Source organism: Streptomyces sp. NPDC056231, from assembly GCF_048270745.1.
Classification (GTDB): domain Bacteria; phylum Actinomycetota; class Actinomycetes; order Streptomycetales; family Streptomycetaceae; genus Streptomyces.
In genome coordinates, this window is record NZ_JBLVKW010000016.1 from 55,006 (window position 1) to 72,977 (window position 17,972).

A 17,972-nucleotide genomic window follows, 5' to 3' on the forward strand; every position below is an offset into this window, starting at 1 on the left:
ACGTGGACGAGCACCGGTGGAGCGGACGGGCCGAGTGGGGGCGGCGCATCGGCGCCGGCCCTCGTACGTCTGCCGTGGCCGGGACGGTCCTGGCGCTGCTCGCGGTGACCGAGTCGTTCGCGCGGACGTTCGACAGCGGCGTCACGGTCCGGTTCGGTCTGCTCATCGGCCTGCTCGCGCTGGCCACCACGCTGCCCTCGGTGTTCTTGAGTCCTGCCGCGGCCGCCGCGTCGGTCACTGCGGCAACCGTGCTGTCGCTGGCCCCGTTCCGCTCGCTGACCGTCGCAGGGCTCTGCGCCCAGCTGATCGTCCTGCACCGGCTGGGCCGTGCGGGCTCACCGCGGTCGGCGGCGCTCCTCGCCATGCCGTTCCTGCCGCTCGCCCTCGCCCGGCTCGCCCCGGCGCACTCCGAAACCGGCGTCCTCACCGTGCTGCTGGCCTCGCTCGCCCCGGTCGCGGCCTGGGCGGGTATCGCCCGCCGGGCCCGCGGCGAGGCACTCACCCACAGCGCCGCACACCGGGCGATGACGAGCACCCTGCTCGAACACACGGCACGTGCCGAACGCGCCCGGATCGCCCGCGAGTTGCACGACGTCGTCGCCCATCACATCTCCATGATCGCCGTCCAGGCGGAGACGGCCCGGCTGACCACCCCCGGGATGCCCGCCGCCGGAGCGCAGCGGCTGTCGTCGATCGGCGACACCGCGCGGGCGGCACTGACCGAAATGCGCCGGCTGCTCGGCGTCCTGCGCGAGGACACCGGGTCCGATACGGCCGACCGGCAGCCGCAGCCGGGCCTGCGACAACTGGTCGACCTGCTCGACGAGGCCCGGGACGCGTCGGGGACGGGCACCCGGCTCATCGTCCGCGGCCGGCAGGCGGCGCTCGACCCGGGCGTCGAGCTCGCCGCATACCGCATCGTCCAGGAAGCCCTCACCAACGCCCGGCGGCACGCACCGGGCGCCGCCGTCGACGTGGAACTGCACTACACCGCCGGCACCCTCGCCCTGCGCATCCGCGACAACGGCCCGGGCCCGCCTCCCGCGCCGCCCGCGGGCGGCCACGGCCTGTCCGGCATGCGCGAGCGTGCCGCCACGGTCGGCGGCGAACTGCGCACCGGCCCCGCGCCCGGCGGCGGCTTCCTCGTCGAGACCGAACTGCCGACCCACGCGGAGACCACCGGATGAGCAGCGAGCCACAGCCCGCCGTACGGATCGTCGTCGCCGACGACCACCAGGTCGTCCGTACGGGCTTCGCCGCGCTGCTGGACACGCAGCCGGACTTCACCGTCGTCGGCACGGCGTGCGACGGTGCCGAGGCGGTACGGACGTGCGCGGGTCTTCGGCCCGACGTGGTCCTCATGGACGTACGGATGCCGGGCACGGACGGCATCGAAGCGACGAGACAACTGGCCGTGTCGGGCCCGGACGGCCCCCGCATCCTCATCCTGACCACGTTCGACCTGGACGAGTACGTGTACGACGCCTTGCGCGCCGGAGCCAGCGGCTTCCTGCTCAAGGACGTCACCGCGGAGCGGCTCTTCGACGCGGTGCGCGTCATCGCGGCCGGCCAGGCCCTGCTGGCACCGACGGTCACCCGCCGCCTGATCAGCGAATTCGCCGCCCAGCACCGCGCGCCGGACCCCGTACCCGCGGTGGAGCTCGCCGCACTCACCCCCCGGGAGACGGAGGTCCTGCGCCTGGTGGCGGAGGGCCTGTCCAACCCCGAGGTCGCGGCGCGCCTGCTGATCACGGAGGAGACGGTGAAAACGCACGTCAGCCGGATCCTGGCCAAACTGGCCCTGCGCGACCGCACCCAGGCGGTGGTGACGGCCTACGAATCGGGCCTGGTCGTCCCGGGCTCCCGGGGCAGAACCCCGGCCCCGGGACCGTCGCGCGATTGAGGACCGAGTTCCTGGGCCGAGCCCCGCGAGGCCTCCTGACCTCCGCGCCCGCTCCGCCCCGGACGCACCGCAGGGCCGGACAGGACCCCCCGGCCCATCCGACCCCGCTGCGTTCCCCCGTAAGCCCACCGCTTCCCCCGAAGCAGCAGTCCCCGGATCCCCCGCTGCCTTCAGGCCACCAGCTCGCCGAAGGACTCCTCCTCGTCACGGCCGAAGCTCAGCACCTCGTCCTCGCGCAGCCGCCGCAGCGACCGCCAGATGCTCGACTTCACCGTGCCGACACTGATGTCGAGTATCGACGCGATCTCGGGGTCCGTGCGCCCCTCGTAGTACCGCAGGACCAGCATCGTGCGCTGGAGTTCCGGCAGTCGCGCCAGCGCCTGCCAGAGCACGGCACGCAGTTCCGTACCGCGCATCGCGTCCGTGTCGCCCACCGTCTCCGGCAGTTCCTCGGTCGGGTATTCGTTCAACTTGCGTCGGCGCCACGCACTGATGTGCAGATTGGTCATGGTGCGGCGCAAGTACCCGCCGACCGCCGCCTTGTCACTGATCCGGTCCCACGCCCGGTACGTGGAGAAGAGGGCGCTCTGCAGCAGGTCCTCGGCCTCGAACCGGTCACCGGTCAGGTGGTAGGCGGTTGCGTACAGGGAGGCACGGCGCTCTTGGACGTAGGCCGTGAACGCCGCTTCGGCGTCCGAGCTCTCCGTCCGGGACGTCCGCTCCCCCATGACCTCCCCGTACGCGGCTCCCCCGCCGACTGCCGCAGGTGCGTCGACCACCGTCATACAGGCCGTGTGCTGACGCCCGGCGCCACGCATGCACCCACGGCTGCCCCCGAGCTCCCGGTTCCGTTCGAGCAGGGAGGCTCCCCCTCCGGTGCCGGACTTCTCGGTGCCCCTGCCGACGTCGTGGAGACGCGTGACAACTGCGCTTGTGGTCGTGCTGTGCAGTGCGTTCATCCCGCGCCCCCCGTCGGTGGAGTCCGTCCGTTCCCTGTGCCAATGAGCTTGCCCGGGGTGTTTCATGGCACTGTCCGCCGACTGTCACAGACCTGTCACAGGTCCTCCCACCGGTGCGCCGGATGTATGAGAGCGCTTCATGTGTCGAACTGAAGCTCCACCATGGGCCAGAATGACCTCCGTGCCTTTCCTGTTGCTGATCGAGGACGACGACGCCATCCGCACGGCCCTCGAACTCTCGCTGTCGCGCCAGGGCCACCGTGTGGCCACCGCGGCAACGGGAGAGGACGGCCTGAAACTGCTGCGCGAGCAGCGGCCGGACCTGATCGTGCTGGATGTGATGCTGCCCGGTATCGACGGTTTCGAGGTGTGCCGCCGCATCCGGCGCACGGACCAGCTGCCGATCATTCTGCTGACCGCGCGCAGCGACGACATCGACGTCGTGGTCGGGCTGGAGTCCGGCGCCGACGACTACGTGGTGAAACCCGTGCAGGGCCGGGTGCTCGACGCCCGGATCCGTGCGGTGCTGCGCCGCGGTGAGCGCGAGTCCACGGACTCGGCGACGTTCGGGAGCGTGGTCATCGACCGTTCCGCGATGACCGTGACGAAGAACGGGGAGGACCTGCAGCTCACACCGACCGAGTTGCGGCTCCTGCTCGAACTGAGCCGTCGCCCCGGGCAAGCCCTGTCGCGCCAGCAGTTGCTGCGGCTGGTCTGGGAGCACGACTATCTCGGTGACTCGCGGCTGGTCGACGCCTGTGTGCAGCGGCTGCGCGCCAAGGTGGAGGACGTGCCGTCCTCGCCGACCCTGATCCGTACCGTGCGCGGCGTGGGCTACCGGCTGGACTCGCCTCAGTGAGTGCTGCCGCCAAACGCAGTCTGCTCGCCGGACTTCGCTGGACCAGTCTGCGGCTGCGGCTCGTCGTCGTGTTCGCACTGGTGGCGCTGACCGCCGCGGTGTCGGCCTCGGGAATCGCGTACTGGCTCAACCGCGAGGCGGTCCTGACGCGGACGCAGGATGCGGCGCTCGGGGACTTCCGGCAGGAGATGCAGAACCGGGCGGCTTCGCTGCCCCTGCGCCCGACCAAGGACGACCTGCAGAACACCGCCGTGCAGATGGCGAGCAGCAGCCCCGGCTACAGCGTGCTGCTCGTCGACACGCGTGACGGCGGCAAGCCGATCGTGGGCAACTCCGATCTGGACTCGTTCACGCTCGACAACGTGCCGCTCTCGCTGCAGCAGCAGGTCAGCCGGAAGCAGCCGGTGGAGGCGGGCAACAAGTACGCGTACCACCTGTTCTGGCAGCGGACCTCGATCCGCGGTACGCCGTACCTGGTGGCCGGGACGAAGATCATCGGCGGCGGTCCGACCGGCTACATGCTGAAGTCGCTCGACCAGGAACGGCAGGACCTCAACTCCCTTGCGTGGTCGCTGGGGATCGCCACGGCTCTCGCCCTGGTCGGCTCCGCGCTGCTGGCGCAGGCCGCCGCGACGACGGTGCTGCGGCCGGTGCAGCGGCTCGGTGACGCGGCGCGCAAGTTGGGCGAGGGGAAACTCGACACCCGCCTCGTGGTGTCCGGCACCGATGAACTCGCCGACCTCTCCCGCACGTTCAACAAGGCCGCGAGTTCGCTGGAGAAGAAGGTCGCGGACATGAGCGCGCGGGAGGAGTCCAGCCGCCGGTTCGTCGCCGACATGTCGCACGAACTGCGGACGCCGCTCACCGCGATCACCGCGGTCGCCGAGGTGCTGGAGGACGAGGCCGACAGCCTCGACCCGATGATCGCGCCCGCCGTGCACCTCGTGGTCAGCGAGACCCGGCGGCTCAACGACCTGGTGGAGAACCTGATGGAGGTCACCCGCTTCGACGCGGGTACCGCCCGGCTCGTCCTCGACACGGTCGATGTCGCCGACCAGGTCACCGCCTGCATCGACGCCCGCGCCTGGCTGGACGCGGTGGATCTGGACGCCGAGCGCGGCCTGATGGTCCGCCTCGATCCGCGCCGGCTCGATGTGATCCTGGCCAATCTGATCGGCAACGCGCTGAAGCACGGCGGTTCGCCGGTACGGGTCGCGGTACGGACCGAGGGCGACGAACTCGTCATCGAGGTACGCGACCACGGCCCCGGCATTCCCGAGGACGTCCTGCCGCACGTCTTCGACCGTTTCTACAAGGCCAGTGCGTCCAGGCCGCGTTCCGAGGGCAGTGGGCTGGGTCTGTCGATCGCCGTGGAGAACGCGCACATCCACGGCGGTGAGATCACCGCGGCGAACTCGCCGGACGGTGACGGCGCGGTGTTCGTCCTGCGGCTGCCGCGCGATGCCGAACAGCTCACCCGCACCGCGCAGGATCACGACGCGGAAGTCCAGGACGAAGAGGGGGACGCGACGTGACGCGCAGCAACCGTGGCAGGTCCCGGGCGCGCCGCTCGGCCAGGGCGCTGGCCGGCGCCGTCGTCTGTGCCCTGCTGGCCGCCGGGTGCGGGATCAGGACCACCTCGGTGCCGGTCGACGCCGGGGCCGCGCCGTCGCGGGTGCCGTGTTCGATGTCCGCGGAGGACGTCAGCACACAGGCGCTGAAGGGCATCCCGGTCCAGATATATCTGGTCTGCGCCTCGCAGCTGGTCACGGTGGACCGCGCGGTGCAGGTCCACGAAGAGAAGTCGGACCGGATCCAGGTGGCGCAGGCCCTCCTCGACGAGCTGCAGCGGGAACCGGCCGTCGACGAGCGCCAGGCCGGCTTCTCCACGACCGTGCCGACGACGCTCCGGATCAGCGAGGCGCGCCGGGGCGATCCGGCGGCCGCGCTGCGGCTCAGCGAGCAGCCGGAGGACCTGACGCCGCAGGCGCTGGCGCAGATCGTGTGCACCTACTCGGAGAGCGAGTCGCTCGCCCCGGACGGCACGGTGTTGCTCGGCGGACCGGGGAACTACCCGCCGCGCGGCTATCTGTGCACTTCGGAGACGAAGGCCCGGCCGAAGTCCGTGCCGACGCTCGCCGCGTTCAAGCTGCCCTGACGGCGTCCCCCGCGACAGGAAGTGGATCGGCGAGCGGCGTCGTGCGGCTTCGACGGCGGGGCGGGGGACGGAGCCGGCGTGGAGCGCCCGTGACCGACGGCGACGCCGCAGGCAGAGTCGCATGTCGCCGCGGACCACTCCCTGTCGCGGGGGAGGCCGTGAACCCGCCGCCCCCGCCCGGGTTTCCTGGGGCGGAGGCGGAACCGATCCCGCCGGCAGGGGCGTCTTGGGGGGCGTGGGTCAAGGTTCGGACGGCCAGGCCGTCATCCGCTTCCGCGCGGCCGGGGGGTTTCTCCTCCTCGCGCATCTGCTGCTGGTCGGGTGGCTGACTCTGCGCCCGCTGGACGTCCCATGGGTGACAGCCGCGAATCTTCAACCGCTCGCCGGCATCAAGGCGGACCTGTCCCTCGGCCCGGCCGAGGCGGCGCACCGGATCGGTGAAGGACTGTTGTTGCTGGCACCGCTGGGAGTGCTGCTGCCGATGGCCGGGGGCCGGCTCTACGTCTCCCCGTGGGCCTCGCTGGCGCGTACCGTCGCCGCCGGGTCGCTGATCTCGCTGTCCATCGAGCTGGCGCAGACCGGGGTGCCGGGGCAGGTCGTCGATGTCGACTCGCTGCTGCTGAACACGGTCGGGGTGGCGTTGGCCCACCTGCTGGTGGTGCCGGTGTTCCGGAAGCGGCTGCGCCGCCGGAAGCAGGAGCAACTGGTGCGCGGGACGATTCCCCGCCAGAGGGAGGAAGGCTCTCAGGGGTCGACCCCGACGATTTCCAGGGTCGGTATCGCACCGTAGAGCGACGCTTTGCCCCCGTTCACGGAGCCACCATGGAGACATCGGGAGCACGACGGAGCTGCTCCTCAGCAGACGGTTCACGAAGGAGCCCACCATGGCCGCACTTGCCCGCCCCCGTGACGGACGCATGATCGGCGGAGTGTGCGCAGCGCTGGCACGGCGCTTCGGCACGTCCGCCGGGACGATGCGCGTGATCTTCCTGGTCTCTTGCCTGCTGCCCGGCCCGCAGTTCCTGCTCTACCTGGCGCTGTGGCTGCTCCTGCCGGCCGAGGGGTCGTCGGCGGCGACCGACTGGTAGGGAATGTCCGGCGGATCCTGGCCGGACACCCCCTGGTCCCTGGACGCACACGTGGGGCGGACACCCGGTCGGGGTGTCCGCCCCACGTGCATGGGGTGCGGGGAGGGTCAGCCGCCGAGCGGGAGACCGTTGGTCGACAGACCGTTGGCCTTGACGCCGTCGGCGGGCAGTCCGCCGAGCAGGCCCCCCAGCGGCGAGGTGACGTCGTGGACGACCTTCGTCTGACCGCTGCCGAGGAGCTTGGTGGCCGTGTCCTGAATCGGCAGGCTCTGGGTGGCGGTCCCCAGCGCGGAGCCGGCGGCGGGCAGCACGGACGCGGAAGCGGTACCGGCGGCGGCAGCGGCGAAAGCGGCGCCGAGAGCGGCGACACCGAGAGTCCTGGCAGCAGACTGCTTCATGTGGAATTCATCCTTGGGGAAGGGGATGTGAGCAGCTCCGCAAATTAGTCAGCCCACAGCCGGTCCCGCAAACATGCCGGATACGCCGAACGGCCGGGATCTGATCGTCCCGGCTGTTCGGCGCAGACCGCGAATCAGCCCGCGGGGGACGAAGAGCCGCTGGTCGCAGCGGTCTGCTCGAAAAGCCATTCGGACTTCAGCTCGGCATATCCGGGCTTGATCACGTCATTGATCATCGCGAGACGTTCATCGAAAGGAATGAACGCCGACTTCATCGCATTGACCGTGAACCACTGCATGTCGTCGAGCGTGTATCCGAAGGTCTCGATCAGCCGCTCGAATTCCTGGCTCATGCTCGTACCGCTCATCAGCCGGTTGTCCGTATTCACGGTGAGGCGGAAATGGAGCCTCCGCAGCAGCCCGATGGGGTGGTCGGCGTACGAGGCGGCGGCGCCGGTCTGAAGGTTGGAGGTCGGGCACATCTCCAGCGGGATGCGCTTGTCCCGTACGTACGAGGCGAGGCGGCCGAGCGTCACGCTGCCGTCCTCGGCGACCTCGATGTCGTCGATGATGCGGACGCCGTGGCCGAGGCGGTCGGCGCCGCACCACTGGAGCGCCTGCCAGATCGACGGCAGGCCGAAGGCCTCGCCCGCGTGGATGGTGAAGTGGTTGTTCTCGCGCTTGAGGTACTCGAAGGCGTCGAGGTGGCGGGTGGGCGGGAAGCCCGCCTCGGCGCCCGCGATGTCGAAGCCGACGACGCCCTGGTCGCGGTAGCGGTTGGCGAGTTCGGCGATCTCCAGGGCGCGGGCGGCGTGCCGCATCGCGGTGAGCAGGGCGCCCACCCTGATCCGGTTGCCGTCCTGACGGGCCCGGCGCTCGCCCTCGCGGAAGCCTTCGTTGACCGCCTCGACGACCTCTTCGAGGGTCAGCCCGGCCTCCAGGTGCTGCTCGGGGGCGTACCGCACCTCCGCGTACACGACACCGTCCGCGGCCAGGTCCTCGGCGCACTCGGCGGCCACCCGGAACAGACCCTCCCGGGTCTGCATGACGGCACAGGTGTGGGCGAACGTCTCCAGGTAACGCTCCAGCGAGCCGGAGTCGGCCGCCTCGCGGAACCAGATGCCGAGCTTGTCCGGCTCGGTCTCGGGAAGGGCTTCGTAGCCCGCGTCACGGGCCAGGTCGACAATCGTGCCGGGGCGCAGACCGCCGTCGAGGTGGTCGTGGAGCAGCACCTTGGGGGCGCGTCGGATCTGGTCGGTGCCAGGAACATGGAGGGTCGGGCTCATCATTTGGGCACTCTAGCGCCTACGCGCGTAGAGCACTGCGCGCCGATGCGTAACAGTGACCGCGAATAGGGGTGGAGTACACCTCTTCTTCTGACACTGTTCTGTCATGGGACAGCGCGCACTTCCCCTGCCTGCTCCGAGGCTGGGACGGGCCGTGAAGACGGCCGGAGCACAACTTGCGGTCAGCGGAGTGGTTCTGCTGCTCCCGGACGGCGAGGCCGACTCGCGCCGCCGGCCTTCCTCCCTGTCGTACGCACTGCAGCTGCCGCTCGCCCGCACCCTGGCCCGCGCAGGCCAGGACGACGGGCTGGCCGCGCATGTCGTGCACTACCGCTGCCGGGGCTGGAACGCCACGGACGCGCAGCTCGCGGCGGACGCGGAGTGGGCGGTGGAGGAGGTCGTACGACGCTACGGCGACATTCCCGTCTGCCTGGCCGGCCACGGCATGGGCGGCCGGGCGGCGTTGCGCGCGGGGGGCCACGCGGCGGTCACCTCCGTTCTGGCGATGGCGCCTTGGCTGCCCGGGGAAGCCTCGGCGGAACCGGAACCGGTGAAGCACCTGCTGGGCCGCCAGGTGTTGCTCGTCCACGGCACGAACGACACCCGGTCCGACCCGGAGCTGTCGTTCCGGCTGGCCGAACGGGCCAAGAAGACCAACCGGGACACCTGCCGCTTCGAGGTCCACTCGGACGGCCACGGCCTGCGCCAGCACCGCGCCGAAGTGGTGGCACTGGCCGTGGACTTCGTCCGCGGATCGCTGTTCGGCCGGGCCTACGCCCGCCCGGTCGCCGACGCCCTGGCGGCGCCCCCGCCCCTGGGGCTGCGGATGCCGCTGGCTGCCGGCTTCGGGCGGTCGCTGAGGTCCTAGGGCGGGTTCCGGAAGCCCCGCCTGCCAGGCGGCGTCCGGCACACACGCTGCCGGTCACGGCACTGCGGAGTGTCCGCGGCGGCCTGCGCGGACGGCCCCGGCCCCCGCATCCCCGTCCGCGGGTCAGTCGGGCAGCAGATGCCCCCGGCGTGACAGCAGGAACTGCTTGAACGCCGCCACCGGGGGTGTGTCCGGGTGGCCGTCCAGCCAGGCCACGCCGATCTCACGGGCCGCGCGGGGCGCCGTGACCGTCAGTTCGACCACGCCCGGGCGGGCCACTGCCGGGGGCGGCAACAGGGCGACACCCAGGCCCGCCGCAACCAGGCCGCGCAGGGTCTCCGCCTCCTCGCCCTCGAAGGCGACACGTGGCTTGAAGCCCGCCTCCGCGCACAGGTCGTCGGTGATCCGCCGCAGACCGTAACCGGGTTCAAGGGTGACGAACGCCTCGTCCGCCGCCTCCGCCAGGCGGATCCGCCTGCGGGAGGCGAGGCGGTGGTCGTCCGGGACGACCAGACGCAGCCGCTGCTCGTCGAGACGACGGGCGACCAGGTCGGGGGCGTCCGGGACGGGGGAGGTGAGGCAGAGATCGAGGCCGCCGGCCCGGAGGCGTTCGATCATCGCCTCGCCGTAGTTCTGCACCAGCTGGAAGCGGACCCGGGGGTGGTCGGCGCGGAAGGCGCGGAGGAGGGCGGGAACGGTCTCGGAGCCCATGGTGTGCAGGAAGCCGAAGGCGACCTTGCCCGCCGTCGGGTCGGCGTCCGCCCGTACCGAGTCGGCGGCCCGCTCCACCTCGGTGAGGGCCCGCTCGGCGGAGCCCAGGAAGGTGCGGCCGGCGGGGGTGAGCGAGACGGTACGGCCCTTGCGGGCGAACAGGGCGACGCCCAGGTCCTGTTCCAGCCTGACCATCGCCCGCGACAGCGTGGACTGCGGGACACCGAGCTCGTGCGCGGCGCGCGTCACATGCTCGTGGCGGGCCACCGCCTCGAAGTACGCGAGCCGCGGCGCGAGCACTGCCCGAATGTCTTCTTCGTAACTACTCGGTGACAGCCGAGGCTGTGAGCTGTGTTCATGCGCCATGGGATTGATTATCGCAAGTTCGTGCATTGGACGCATGAATCAGAGAGACCTACTTTCGATGTATGCCTCCTGCCAGTACCAAGGCGTCCACGCTCACGCTGGACGCCTCAGCCCCGTCATCGCCCGTCGCGCCCGTTTCCTCCCCTGACCGGCTGGAGCCCGGCCGGCCCGGCTACCGCCGGATGAGCTTCGCGCTCTTCGCCGCCGGTGTCGCGACGTTCGCACTCCTCTACTCCACCCAGGCGCTGCTGCCCGCCGTCTCCGCCGGCTTCGGCGCCACGGCCGGACAGGCCAGCTGGACGGTCTCGGCGGCGACGGGTGCGCTGGCGCTGTGTGTGCTGCCGATGAGCGCGCTCTCCGAGCGGTTCGGGCGGCGGCAGATGATGACCGCGTCGCTGACGGTCGCGGTACTGGTCGGGCTTCTCGTCCCCTTCGCCCCCTCGCTTGGCTGGCTGATCGCCCTGCGCGCCGTCCAGGGCGCCGCCCTCGCCGGACTTCCCGCCTCCGCGATGGCGTACCTCGCCGAGGAGGTGCGGCCGAAGGCTCTGGTCGCCGCGATCGGACTGTTCGTGGCGGGCAACAGCATCGGCGGCATGAGCGGCCGCATCCTCACCGGCTGGATCGCCCAGCTGTGGGGCTGGCGGGCGGCGCTCGGCGCGGTCGGACTGCTGGCCGTGGCCTGCGTGGTCGTCTTCCACTTCATGATCCCGAGGGCCCGTCACTTCACGCCCGGCACGCTGAACCCGAAGGCCCTGGCCAAGACCGTGGGCGGGCACCTCGCCGACCCGCTGCTGCGCAGGCTGTACGCGATCGGCGCACTGTTCATGACGGTGTTCGGCGCGGTCTACACGGTGATCGGCTACCGGCTGGTCGGGGAGCCGTTCAACCTTCCGCAGGGCGTCATCGGCTCGATCTTCCTGGTCTACCTCGTCGGTACGGTGTCGTCGGCGGCGGCGGGCAGGCTCGTCGCACGGCTCGGCCGCCGGGGCGCCCTCTACCTGGCCGTCTCCACCACGACCGCCGGTCTGCTGCTCTCCCTCGCCGACCAGTTGACCGCCGTGCTTCTCGGTCTGGTTCTGATCACGGCGGGCTTCTTCGCCGGGCACGCGGTCGCCTCGTCGTCCGTGAGCCGGACCGCGACGACCGGCCGGGCGCAGGCATCGGCGCTCTACCAGTCCGCGTACTACCTGGGCTCCAGCGCGGGCGGCACGCTCGGCGCGATCGCCTTCCACTCCGGTGGCTGGGCGGGCACGGTGACGCTCGGGCTGCTCGCGGTCCTCGGCGTCGTCTCGATCACGCTGTACGGGTCGCGGGTCGCCCGCGCCGAGCGGCGGCGCCTCGTCCCGATGGCTTCAGTACAGAATTGAGACATACACCCGCACAACCACCGACTCCCCTTCGCGCGTCTACCAAGCGTAATCAACGCACTGCGGCGCGAAGGGGAGTTGGCGTACATGGCAGTCGTAGGGACCATACGGGGAGTCCGGACGCGGCGCGCGGTCGCGCTGTCCGTCGCCGGACTGACGGCGGCGTCGGCGCTCGTCCTGGGCGGCGGCACGGCGGCGCAGGCGGCGTCCTCCTGCACCACATCCACCGGGCCGTACCAGAAGCAGGTCGAGAACTATCTGAACCGGCCGGTCGACGGGAAGCAGTCGGCCGCCGACTGCAAGGCGATCCAGACCTTCCAGCGCACCTACGGGGTCACCCCTGACATCGGGTACGCGGGACCGGTCACCTGGCGGACGATGAAGACGCTCACGGCGCAGAAGGCGGCCGGAACGAACCCCAACAAGGACAAGAAGTGCCCCACGAACAGGGGGCGCATCGCGTGTGTGGACCTGACCCGGCAACTGAGCTGGATCCAGGACGGATCGAAGCTGAAGTTCGGTCCGGTGCCGATCCGCAGCGGGCGGAACGGGTACGAGACGCGCACCGGTTCGAAGAAGATCTACCTGCGGCACATCAAGCACTGGTCGTCGCTCTACCACGTGTGGATGCCGTACTCCCAGTTCTTCGACGGCGGGCAGGCGTTCCACTCGGTGAATCTGAAGATGTGGAACCCGCCCGGCTCGCACGGCTGTGTCAACATGCGGGACGCCGACGCGAGGACGTACTGGAACCTGCTGAAGAACGGCGACGATGTGTACGTGTACGGGCGCAAGCCCGGAACGTGACCGGCATCGGGGACGTGGCCGGAGAGCGGGCGGCTCCGGCGCTTCCCACCCTCCGTTGTCAGTGGCCTGCGGTAGCTTCCGACGTACCGGAGTGAACGGCGTCACAGCACAACAGGGGTGGAACGATGGGTGATCTGACGGCACCGGCGGATATCGACAGCCGCCTGGAGGGACACCGGGTCGAGCTCACCGGTTACTGCTACCGCATGCTCGGTTCCACCTTCGACGCGGAGGACGCCGTACAGGACACGCTGGTGCGCGCCTGGCGGAACTTCGACAAGTTCGAAGGCCGTTCCTCGCTGCGCTCCTGGCTGTACCGGATCGCCACCAACGTCTGCCTGGACATGCTGAACGCGGGGAAGAAGCGGGCCCGCCCGGTCGACCTGACGGACCCGACACCGCTCGCCCAGGCCGCGCTCAACCCGCTCCCGGAGAACACCTGGCTGGAGCCGATGCCGGACGGGCGGATCCTGCCGCCGGTGGGCGACCCGGCGGAGGCCGCGGTGGGGCGGGAGTCGGTGCGGCTGGCGTTCGTCGCCGCGCTGCAGCATCTGCCGCCCAGACAGCGTGCCGTGCTGATCCTGCGCGAGGTGCTGGCGTGGAAGGCGAGCGAGGTCGCCGAACTGCTCGACACGTCGGTCGCCTCGGTCAACAGCGCCCTGCAGCGGGCACGGGCCACGCTCACGGACCATCGGAGCGCGGCCACCGACACCGCCGATCCGCTCGACGAGAAGCAGCGCAAGCTCCTTGAGCGGTACGTCGCGGCGTTCGAGGGCTACGACATGACGGCGCTGACCGCGCTGCTCCACGAGGACGCCGTGATGACCATGCCGCCGTTCGACCTCTGGCTCCAGGGGCACGACGACATCACGGGCTTCATGAGCACCCTCGGTGCGAGCTGCGAGGGTTCCCGCCTGGTGGCGACCATAGCCAACGGCACCCCGGCGTTCGCGCACTACAAGCCGGATCCGGACGGTCCGGGATTCGTGCCGTGGGCGGTGCAGGTCATCGACATCTCGGACGGTGCGATCACCGGCCTGCACTGCTTCCTGGACGCCTCCCGCTGGTTCCCGCTCTTCGGCCTGCCCGACCGCCTCGATGCCGAGGCGGCGTGACGCGGCGGCCCTGGCGGTGGTCTGCGCGCTCCCCGGCTGACGCCGGGGAGCGGGGCCGGGCACCTCAGTCCCGCTCCCCCAGGTCCATCACATCGACCAGCCCCACCAGGTCCATCAGATGCTGCAGTCCGGGCGGCACATTGCGCAGCCGCAGCTGCCGGCCGCCCGCCCGGCGCGCGATGAGCCCCAGCCGCGCTATCGCCTCGATCAGGGCCAGATCCGCCTGTACGACCCCGCCCACATCACAGTCCACCCCCGCGTCCGGGTCACGGACGGCCCCCTCGGGGTCGCAGAGCAGCGTCTCCAGCTCGGCGCAGAGTTCCGGCACGGCCGCACGTGTGACACGGCCGGTGACGACGAGAACGATCGGGGTCTTGGATTCCACATCAGGAAGACCGGTCCGGCAGCCGAAACTCATCGCTGCCCCGCCGCGTTCTTCCTCTCCGGCGCCGACCCGCCGTCCGCCACATCCACACGTCCGGTCCCCCGGCCCACCCCCACCGCGGACCGATGTATTTCCGTCAACTACGTTCAGCAGCAGCACGCGTGTGAACCAGTGGGGTCAATTTCCCCTCTAGGTACGTGAACCGGTGAGCACCGGTGCCACATCGGCGCGCGCGGATCAACGGTTCCGAGAGACCACCTCATTCTTCAGGGGGAAAATTGCGCAGACACGTGAGAAACGCGTGTGTTTCGACCATCGCCACGGCAGCCGCCGTGGCGCTCGCGGCCGGGATGACCACCCCGGCCATGGCGCAGCCGGAGCAGGCCCGTCCGGCCGCCGGAACCAAGTCCGTGACCCGGCATCAGCTGACGCTGATCACCGGCGACCGGGTCTCGGTGGACGCGAAGGGCCGTGTCGTGGGCTTCCGTCCTGCCAAGGGGCGCGAGCAGATACCCGTGCAGCGGCAGATACATGACGGGCACACCCTGCTCATACCGGCCGACACCCACCGGCTGATCAGTTCCGGCAAGCTGGACCGCCGGCTGTTCGACGTCACCGAGCTGAACCGTCCGGAGAACCGCCGGGCCCAGGGCACCGGCCTGAAGCTGATCGTCGGCTACAAGGGGGCGCAGGCCGCCGCCGCGAAGGCGGACGTCCGGGACGCGGGCGCCACCCGGGTCGTCCGGACCCTGAAGTCGCTGAACGCCCAGTCGGTGACCACTCCGAAGAGCGACGCCCAGGACATCTGGCAGGCACTCACCAGCAAGACCTCCCAGGGCGGCCGGCGCACCACCGCGGCCGGCATCGACCGGGTCTGGCTGGACGGGGTGCGCCGGGCGAGCCTCGACAAGAGCGTGCCGCAGATCGGTGCGCCGACCGCGTGGAAGGCCGGTTACACCGGCAAGGGCGTCAAGATCGCCGTCCTGGACACCGGTGCGGACGCCACCCACCCGGACCTCAAGGGGCAGATCCTCGAGTCGAAGAACTTCTCCGCGTCGCGCGACACCAAGGACCGGTTCGGGCACGGCACCCATGTGTCCTCGATCGCGGCCGGTACGGGCGCCAAGTCGGGCGGCAGGTTCAAGGGGGTCGCACCGGACGCCAAGCTGCTCGAGGCCAAGGTCCTCGACGACAACGGCTTCGGTGAGGACTCCGGCATCCTGGCCGGCATGGAGTGGGCCGTCGCGCAGGGCGCCGACATCATCAACCTGAGTCTCGGCGGCCCCGACAGCCCCGACATCGACCCGCTCGAAGCAGCGGTCAACAAGCTGTCGGCCGACAAGGGCGTCCTGTTCGCCATCTCGGCGGGCAACGAGGGCGACGGCGCAGGCACGGTCGGCTCCCCGGGCAGTGCGGACGCCGCACTGACCGTCGGCGCTGTCGACGACAACGACAAGCTGGCGGAATTCTCCAGCCGCGGACCGCGCATCGGCGACGGCGGCATCAAGCCCGATGTCACCGCGCCCGGCGTGGACATCACGGCGGCCGCCTCACCCGGTTCCGTGATCGACCAGGAGGTCGGCCAGAACCCGCCCGGCTATCTGACGATCTCCGGCACGTCGATGGCGGCCCCGCATGCCGCGGGCGCCGCGGCGCTGCTCAAGCAGGAGCACCCGGAGTGGAGGAACACCGAGCTCAAGGGCGCGCTGGCGGCCTCCACCAAGCCGGGCGCGTACACGCCGTTCGAGCAGGGCACGGGCAGGATCGCTGTCGACAGGGCGATCGCCCAGACCGTCATCGCCGACCCGGTCTCGGTCGGCTTCGGGGTGCAGCAGTGGCCGCACACCGATGACGCCCCGGTCACCAAGGAGGTGACGTACCGCAACCTCGGTACGACCGACGTCACCCTCGACCTCGCGTTGACGGCCACCGGCCCGAAGGGGAAGCCGGCCCCGGCCGGCTTCTTCACCCTCGGCGCCGAGCACGTCACCGTCCCGGCGGGCGGCACGGCCGAGGTACCGCTCACCGTGAACACGAAGCTCGGCGGCACGGCGGACGGCGCCTACTCCGCGTATGTCGTCGCCACCGGCGGCGGGCAGACCGTCCGCACCGCGGCCGCGGTCGACCGGGAGATCGAGTCGTACGACGTCACGATCAAGAACATCGGGCGTGACGGCAAGCCCGCCACGTACTACGACAACACCCTCACCGGCCTCTCCGGCGCCGCGGCCGGCGTCTGGCTGAACCCGGCGGGCCCCGACGGGACGGCCAAGGTCCGTGCCCCCAGGGGCGGTTACGTGCTGAGCTCGGCCGTCTACGTCGACCCGGCAAACGTCGCCAAGGGCGCCGACTGGATCACCCAGCCGAAGCTGGACGTCACCAAGAATCTCACCGTGACGCTCGACGCCCGGAAGACGAAGCCGGTGACGTTCACGCTTCCCGCCACCGGCACGAAGTCCCTGCTGGCCGCCCCCGACCTCCAGCTCGACAGCAAGGACAGCGGTGCCGGCTTCGGCTGGTTGCTGAACTCGTACAAGGGCTTCCGCACCGCGCACGTCGGCCCGAAGGTCACCGACGGCTCGCTCTCCCAGCACTGGCTGGGCACCTGGGCCAAGGGATCCTCGACCCGCTACGACGTGGCGGTCGGCGGTCCGGTGACGCAGGCGGCGACCGGCTACACCCGGAAGTTCACCAGCAGTCAGCTGGCGAAGGTCACGATCGGTCTCGGCGCGTCCGGCATGGGCAAGACCGGATCGGTCATCGCCTGGGGCACGCTGCCCGGCGCGGACGGGGGCTGGGCCACGTCGACGGAGCAGCCGGCCCCCGGGACCCACACCGTCTATGTCTCCACCGCCGACAAGGTGAAGTGGAACTTCGACTTCGAACAGCAGGGTGGGCGCTTCCAGCAGTACGAGGCGGAATACTCGCTCGGTGACCCGCAGACCCTCAAGGCGGGCAAGACGTACCGGAAGCGGGTCAACACCGCAGTGTTCGGCCCCGCGCTCACCGAGGGGTACGGGTTCTTCCGCAAGGACAACGAGATCCTCGGCGTCCTGCCGCTCGTGGCCGACGGCAACGGGAACATCGGCCAGTCCGCGTACAGCTCGGTGAAGACCGTCCTGTACCGCAATGGCGTCAAGTTCGCCCAGAACAAGGACCCGCTGGAGGGCGATACCGCCTTCACCGTGCCGTCCGGCGCCGCCGACTACAAGGTGACGACCTCGGTGCAGCGCAACGTGAGGATCTCCGCCGTCTCCACCCGGATCGACGCGAGCTGGACGTTCCGGTCGAAGAAGACCAGGGACTTCACCGAACTTCCCGCCTCCACGGTGCGGTTCACGCCCCATGTCACCCTGGACAGCAAGGTCACGGCCGGCCGGACCGCGTCGGTGCCGGTGAAGGTGCAGGGTGCGGCCGCCGGCAAGAACCTCAAGTCGCTGACGGTGTATGTCAGTTACAACGCCGGTAAGACCTGGAACAAGGTCACGGTCAAGTCCGGCAGGATCTCCGTGAAGAACCCGGCCAAGGGGAAGTCGATCTCCTTCAAGGCAAAGGTCACGGACAAGCAGGGCAACACGTCGTCGGTGTCGATCTACAACGCCTACTTCGGCAAGTAGGCACCCCGACGGCGACCGCATGACGGCGGCCCGCCAGGATGGATCACTCCGTCCCGGCGGGCCGTTCGCGCACCGACGGGACCGG

17 protein-coding genes are annotated in these 17,972 nt (G+C 70.5%); 12 read left to right on the plus strand and 5 right to left on the minus strand.

Annotated elements, in window-relative coordinates; genetic code table 11:
* Positions 1-2 precede the first annotated feature (2 nt).
* Together ACNPQM_RS15600 and ACNPQM_RS15605 are read left to right on the plus strand one after the other, a co-directional pair.
* The gene (locus ACNPQM_RS15600; protein WP_358859573.1) at positions 3-1,187 is read left to right on the plus strand and encodes a sensor histidine kinase; all 1,185 of its coding nucleotides are present in this window, start codon (positions 3-5) and stop codon (positions 1,185-1,187) included.
* On the plus strand, positions 1,184-1,903 hold the full coding sequence (locus ACNPQM_RS15605) for a response regulator transcription factor (protein ID WP_358859574.1): 720 nt from the start codon (positions 1,184-1,186) through the stop codon (positions 1,901-1,903). Before ACNPQM_RS15600 ends, ACNPQM_RS15605 begins: the two co-directional genes overlap by 4 nt.
* Positions 1,904-2,073: 170 nt before the next feature.
* Here ACNPQM_RS15605 and ACNPQM_RS15610 read toward each other — a convergent pair whose 3' ends face one another.
* Positions 2,074-2,862 (minus strand): SigE family RNA polymerase sigma factor, encoded by a 789-nt coding sequence (locus ACNPQM_RS15610; RefSeq protein ID WP_358859575.1) that lies wholly within the window; start codon positions 2,860-2,862, stop codon positions 2,074-2,076.
* Positions 2,863-3,043: 181 nt separating this feature from the next.
* Between ACNPQM_RS15610 and afsQ1 the strand changes: the two genes are divergently transcribed.
* The 5 genes from afsQ1 (at position 3,044) to ACNPQM_RS15635 (ending at position 6,967) form a co-directional block, all read left to right on the plus strand.
* Positions 3,044-3,721 (plus strand): two-component system response regulator AfsQ1, encoded by a 678-nt coding sequence (gene afsQ1, locus ACNPQM_RS15615; RefSeq protein WP_208857454.1) that lies wholly within the window; start codon positions 3,044-3,046, stop codon positions 3,719-3,721.
* Entirely contained in the window at positions 3,718-5,256 is a 1,539-nt protein-coding gene (locus ACNPQM_RS15620) for an ATP-binding protein (protein WP_418084447.1), read from the plus strand. Before afsQ1 ends, ACNPQM_RS15620 begins: the two co-directional genes overlap by 4 nt.
* A complete protein-coding gene (locus ACNPQM_RS15625) occupies positions 5,253-5,879 on the plus strand; it encodes a hypothetical protein (protein WP_418084448.1) in 627 nt (208 codons plus the stop codon). Before ACNPQM_RS15620 ends, ACNPQM_RS15625 begins: the two co-directional genes overlap by 4 nt.
* 235 nt (positions 5,880-6,114) lie before the next feature.
* On the plus strand, positions 6,115-6,669 hold the full coding sequence (locus tag ACNPQM_RS15630) for a VanZ family protein (protein WP_358859578.1): 555 nt from the start codon (positions 6,115-6,117) through the stop codon (positions 6,667-6,669).
* 94 nt (positions 6,670-6,763) lie between these two features.
* The gene (locus ACNPQM_RS15635; RefSeq protein ID WP_358859579.1) at positions 6,764-6,967 is read left to right on the plus strand and encodes a PspC domain-containing protein; all 204 of its coding nucleotides are present in this window, start codon (positions 6,764-6,766) and stop codon (positions 6,965-6,967) included.
* A gap of 107 nt (positions 6,968-7,074) precedes the next feature.
* Here ACNPQM_RS15635 and ACNPQM_RS15640 read toward each other — a convergent pair whose 3' ends face one another.
* Both ACNPQM_RS15640 and ACNPQM_RS15645 read right to left on the minus strand, forming a co-directional pair.
* The gene (locus ACNPQM_RS15640; RefSeq protein ID WP_418084449.1) at positions 7,075-7,365 is read right to left on the minus strand and encodes a hypothetical protein; all 291 of its coding nucleotides are present in this window, start codon (positions 7,363-7,365) and stop codon (positions 7,075-7,077) included.
* Positions 7,366-7,499: 134 nt separating this feature from the next.
* Positions 7,500-8,654 (minus strand): adenosine deaminase, encoded by a 1,155-nt coding sequence (locus ACNPQM_RS15645; RefSeq protein ID WP_358859581.1) that lies wholly within the window; start codon positions 8,652-8,654, stop codon positions 7,500-7,502.
* Between the two features lie 103 nt (positions 8,655-8,757).
* On the opposite strand from ACNPQM_RS15645, the gene ACNPQM_RS15650 reads away from it, so the two are divergent.
* Entirely contained in the window at positions 8,758-9,519 is a 762-nt protein-coding gene (locus ACNPQM_RS15650; RefSeq protein WP_418084450.1) for an alpha/beta hydrolase family protein, read from the plus strand.
* A 123-nt stretch (positions 9,520-9,642) separates the two neighbouring features.
* On the opposite strand, the gene ACNPQM_RS15655 is transcribed toward ACNPQM_RS15650, so the two are convergent.
* Positions 9,643-10,596 (minus strand): LysR family transcriptional regulator, encoded by a 954-nt coding sequence (locus tag ACNPQM_RS15655; protein WP_418084451.1) that lies wholly within the window; start codon positions 10,594-10,596, stop codon positions 9,643-9,645.
* Positions 10,597-10,658: 62 nt separating this feature from the next.
* On the opposite strand from ACNPQM_RS15655, the gene ACNPQM_RS15660 reads away from it, so the two are divergent.
* The 3 genes from ACNPQM_RS15660 (at position 10,659) to ACNPQM_RS15670 (ending at position 13,885) form a co-directional block, all read left to right on the plus strand.
* The gene (locus ACNPQM_RS15660) at positions 10,659-11,963 is read left to right on the plus strand and encodes an MFS transporter (protein ID WP_418084452.1); all 1,305 of its coding nucleotides are present in this window, start codon (positions 10,659-10,661) and stop codon (positions 11,961-11,963) included.
* An 87-nt stretch (positions 11,964-12,050) separates the two neighbouring features.
* Entirely contained in the window at positions 12,051-12,770 is a 720-nt protein-coding gene (locus tag ACNPQM_RS15665; RefSeq protein WP_358859585.1) for a L,D-transpeptidase family protein, read from the plus strand.
* A 125-nt stretch (positions 12,771-12,895) separates the two neighbouring features.
* Positions 12,896-13,885, plus strand: a complete 990-nt coding sequence (locus tag ACNPQM_RS15670; RefSeq protein ID WP_418084453.1) for a sigma-70 family RNA polymerase sigma factor — start codon at positions 12,896-12,898, stop codon at positions 13,883-13,885.
* Positions 13,886-13,949: 64 nt separating this feature from the next.
* Here ACNPQM_RS15670 and ACNPQM_RS15675 read toward each other — a convergent pair whose 3' ends face one another.
* Complete coding sequence (locus ACNPQM_RS15675) at positions 13,950-14,270, minus strand: STAS domain-containing protein (RefSeq protein ID WP_418084454.1); 321 nt, start codon at positions 14,268-14,270, stop codon at positions 13,950-13,952.
* Between the two features lie 290 nt (positions 14,271-14,560).
* Between ACNPQM_RS15675 and ACNPQM_RS15680 the strand changes: the two genes are divergently transcribed.
* Positions 14,561-17,887, plus strand: coding sequence for a S8 family peptidase (locus ACNPQM_RS15680; protein WP_418084455.1), 3,327 nt, complete (start codon positions 14,561-14,563; stop codon positions 17,885-17,887).
* The last annotated feature ends 85 nt before the right edge of the window (positions 17,888-17,972 follow it).

Excerpts from the sequence above, each read along its gene's own strand:
- ACNPQM_RS15605 (WP_358859574.1), top strand. The coding sequence starts at position 1,184 with ATGAGCAGCGAGCCACAGCCCGCCGTACGGATCGTCGTCGCCGACGAC.
- ACNPQM_RS15610 (WP_358859575.1), bottom strand. The coding sequence starts at position 2,862 with ATGAACGCACTGCACAGCACGACCACAAGCGCAGTTGTCACGCGTCTC.
- ACNPQM_RS15635 (WP_358859579.1), top strand. The coding sequence starts at position 6,764 with ATGGCCGCACTTGCCCGCCCCCGTGACGGACGCATGATCGGCGGAGTG.
- ACNPQM_RS15640 (WP_418084449.1), bottom strand. The coding sequence starts at position 7,365 with ATGAAGCAGTCTGCTGCCAGGACTCTCGGTGTCGCCGCTCTCGGCGCC.
- ACNPQM_RS15645 (WP_358859581.1), bottom strand. The coding sequence starts at position 8,654 with ATGATGAGCCCGACCCTCCATGTTCCTGGCACCGACCAGATCCGACGC.
- ACNPQM_RS15650 (WP_418084450.1), top strand. The coding sequence starts at position 8,758 with ATGGGACAGCGCGCACTTCCCCTGCCTGCTCCGAGGCTGGGACGGGCC.
- ACNPQM_RS15655 (WP_418084451.1), bottom strand. The coding sequence starts at position 10,596 with ATGGCGCATGAACACAGCTCACAGCCTCGGCTGTCACCGAGTAGTTAC.
- ACNPQM_RS15660 (WP_418084452.1), top strand. The coding sequence starts at position 10,659 with ATGCCTCCTGCCAGTACCAAGGCGTCCACGCTCACGCTGGACGCCTCA.
- ACNPQM_RS15665 (WP_358859585.1), top strand. The coding sequence starts at position 12,051 with ATGGCAGTCGTAGGGACCATACGGGGAGTCCGGACGCGGCGCGCGGTC.
- ACNPQM_RS15670 (WP_418084453.1), top strand. The coding sequence starts at position 12,896 with ATGGGTGATCTGACGGCACCGGCGGATATCGACAGCCGCCTGGAGGGA.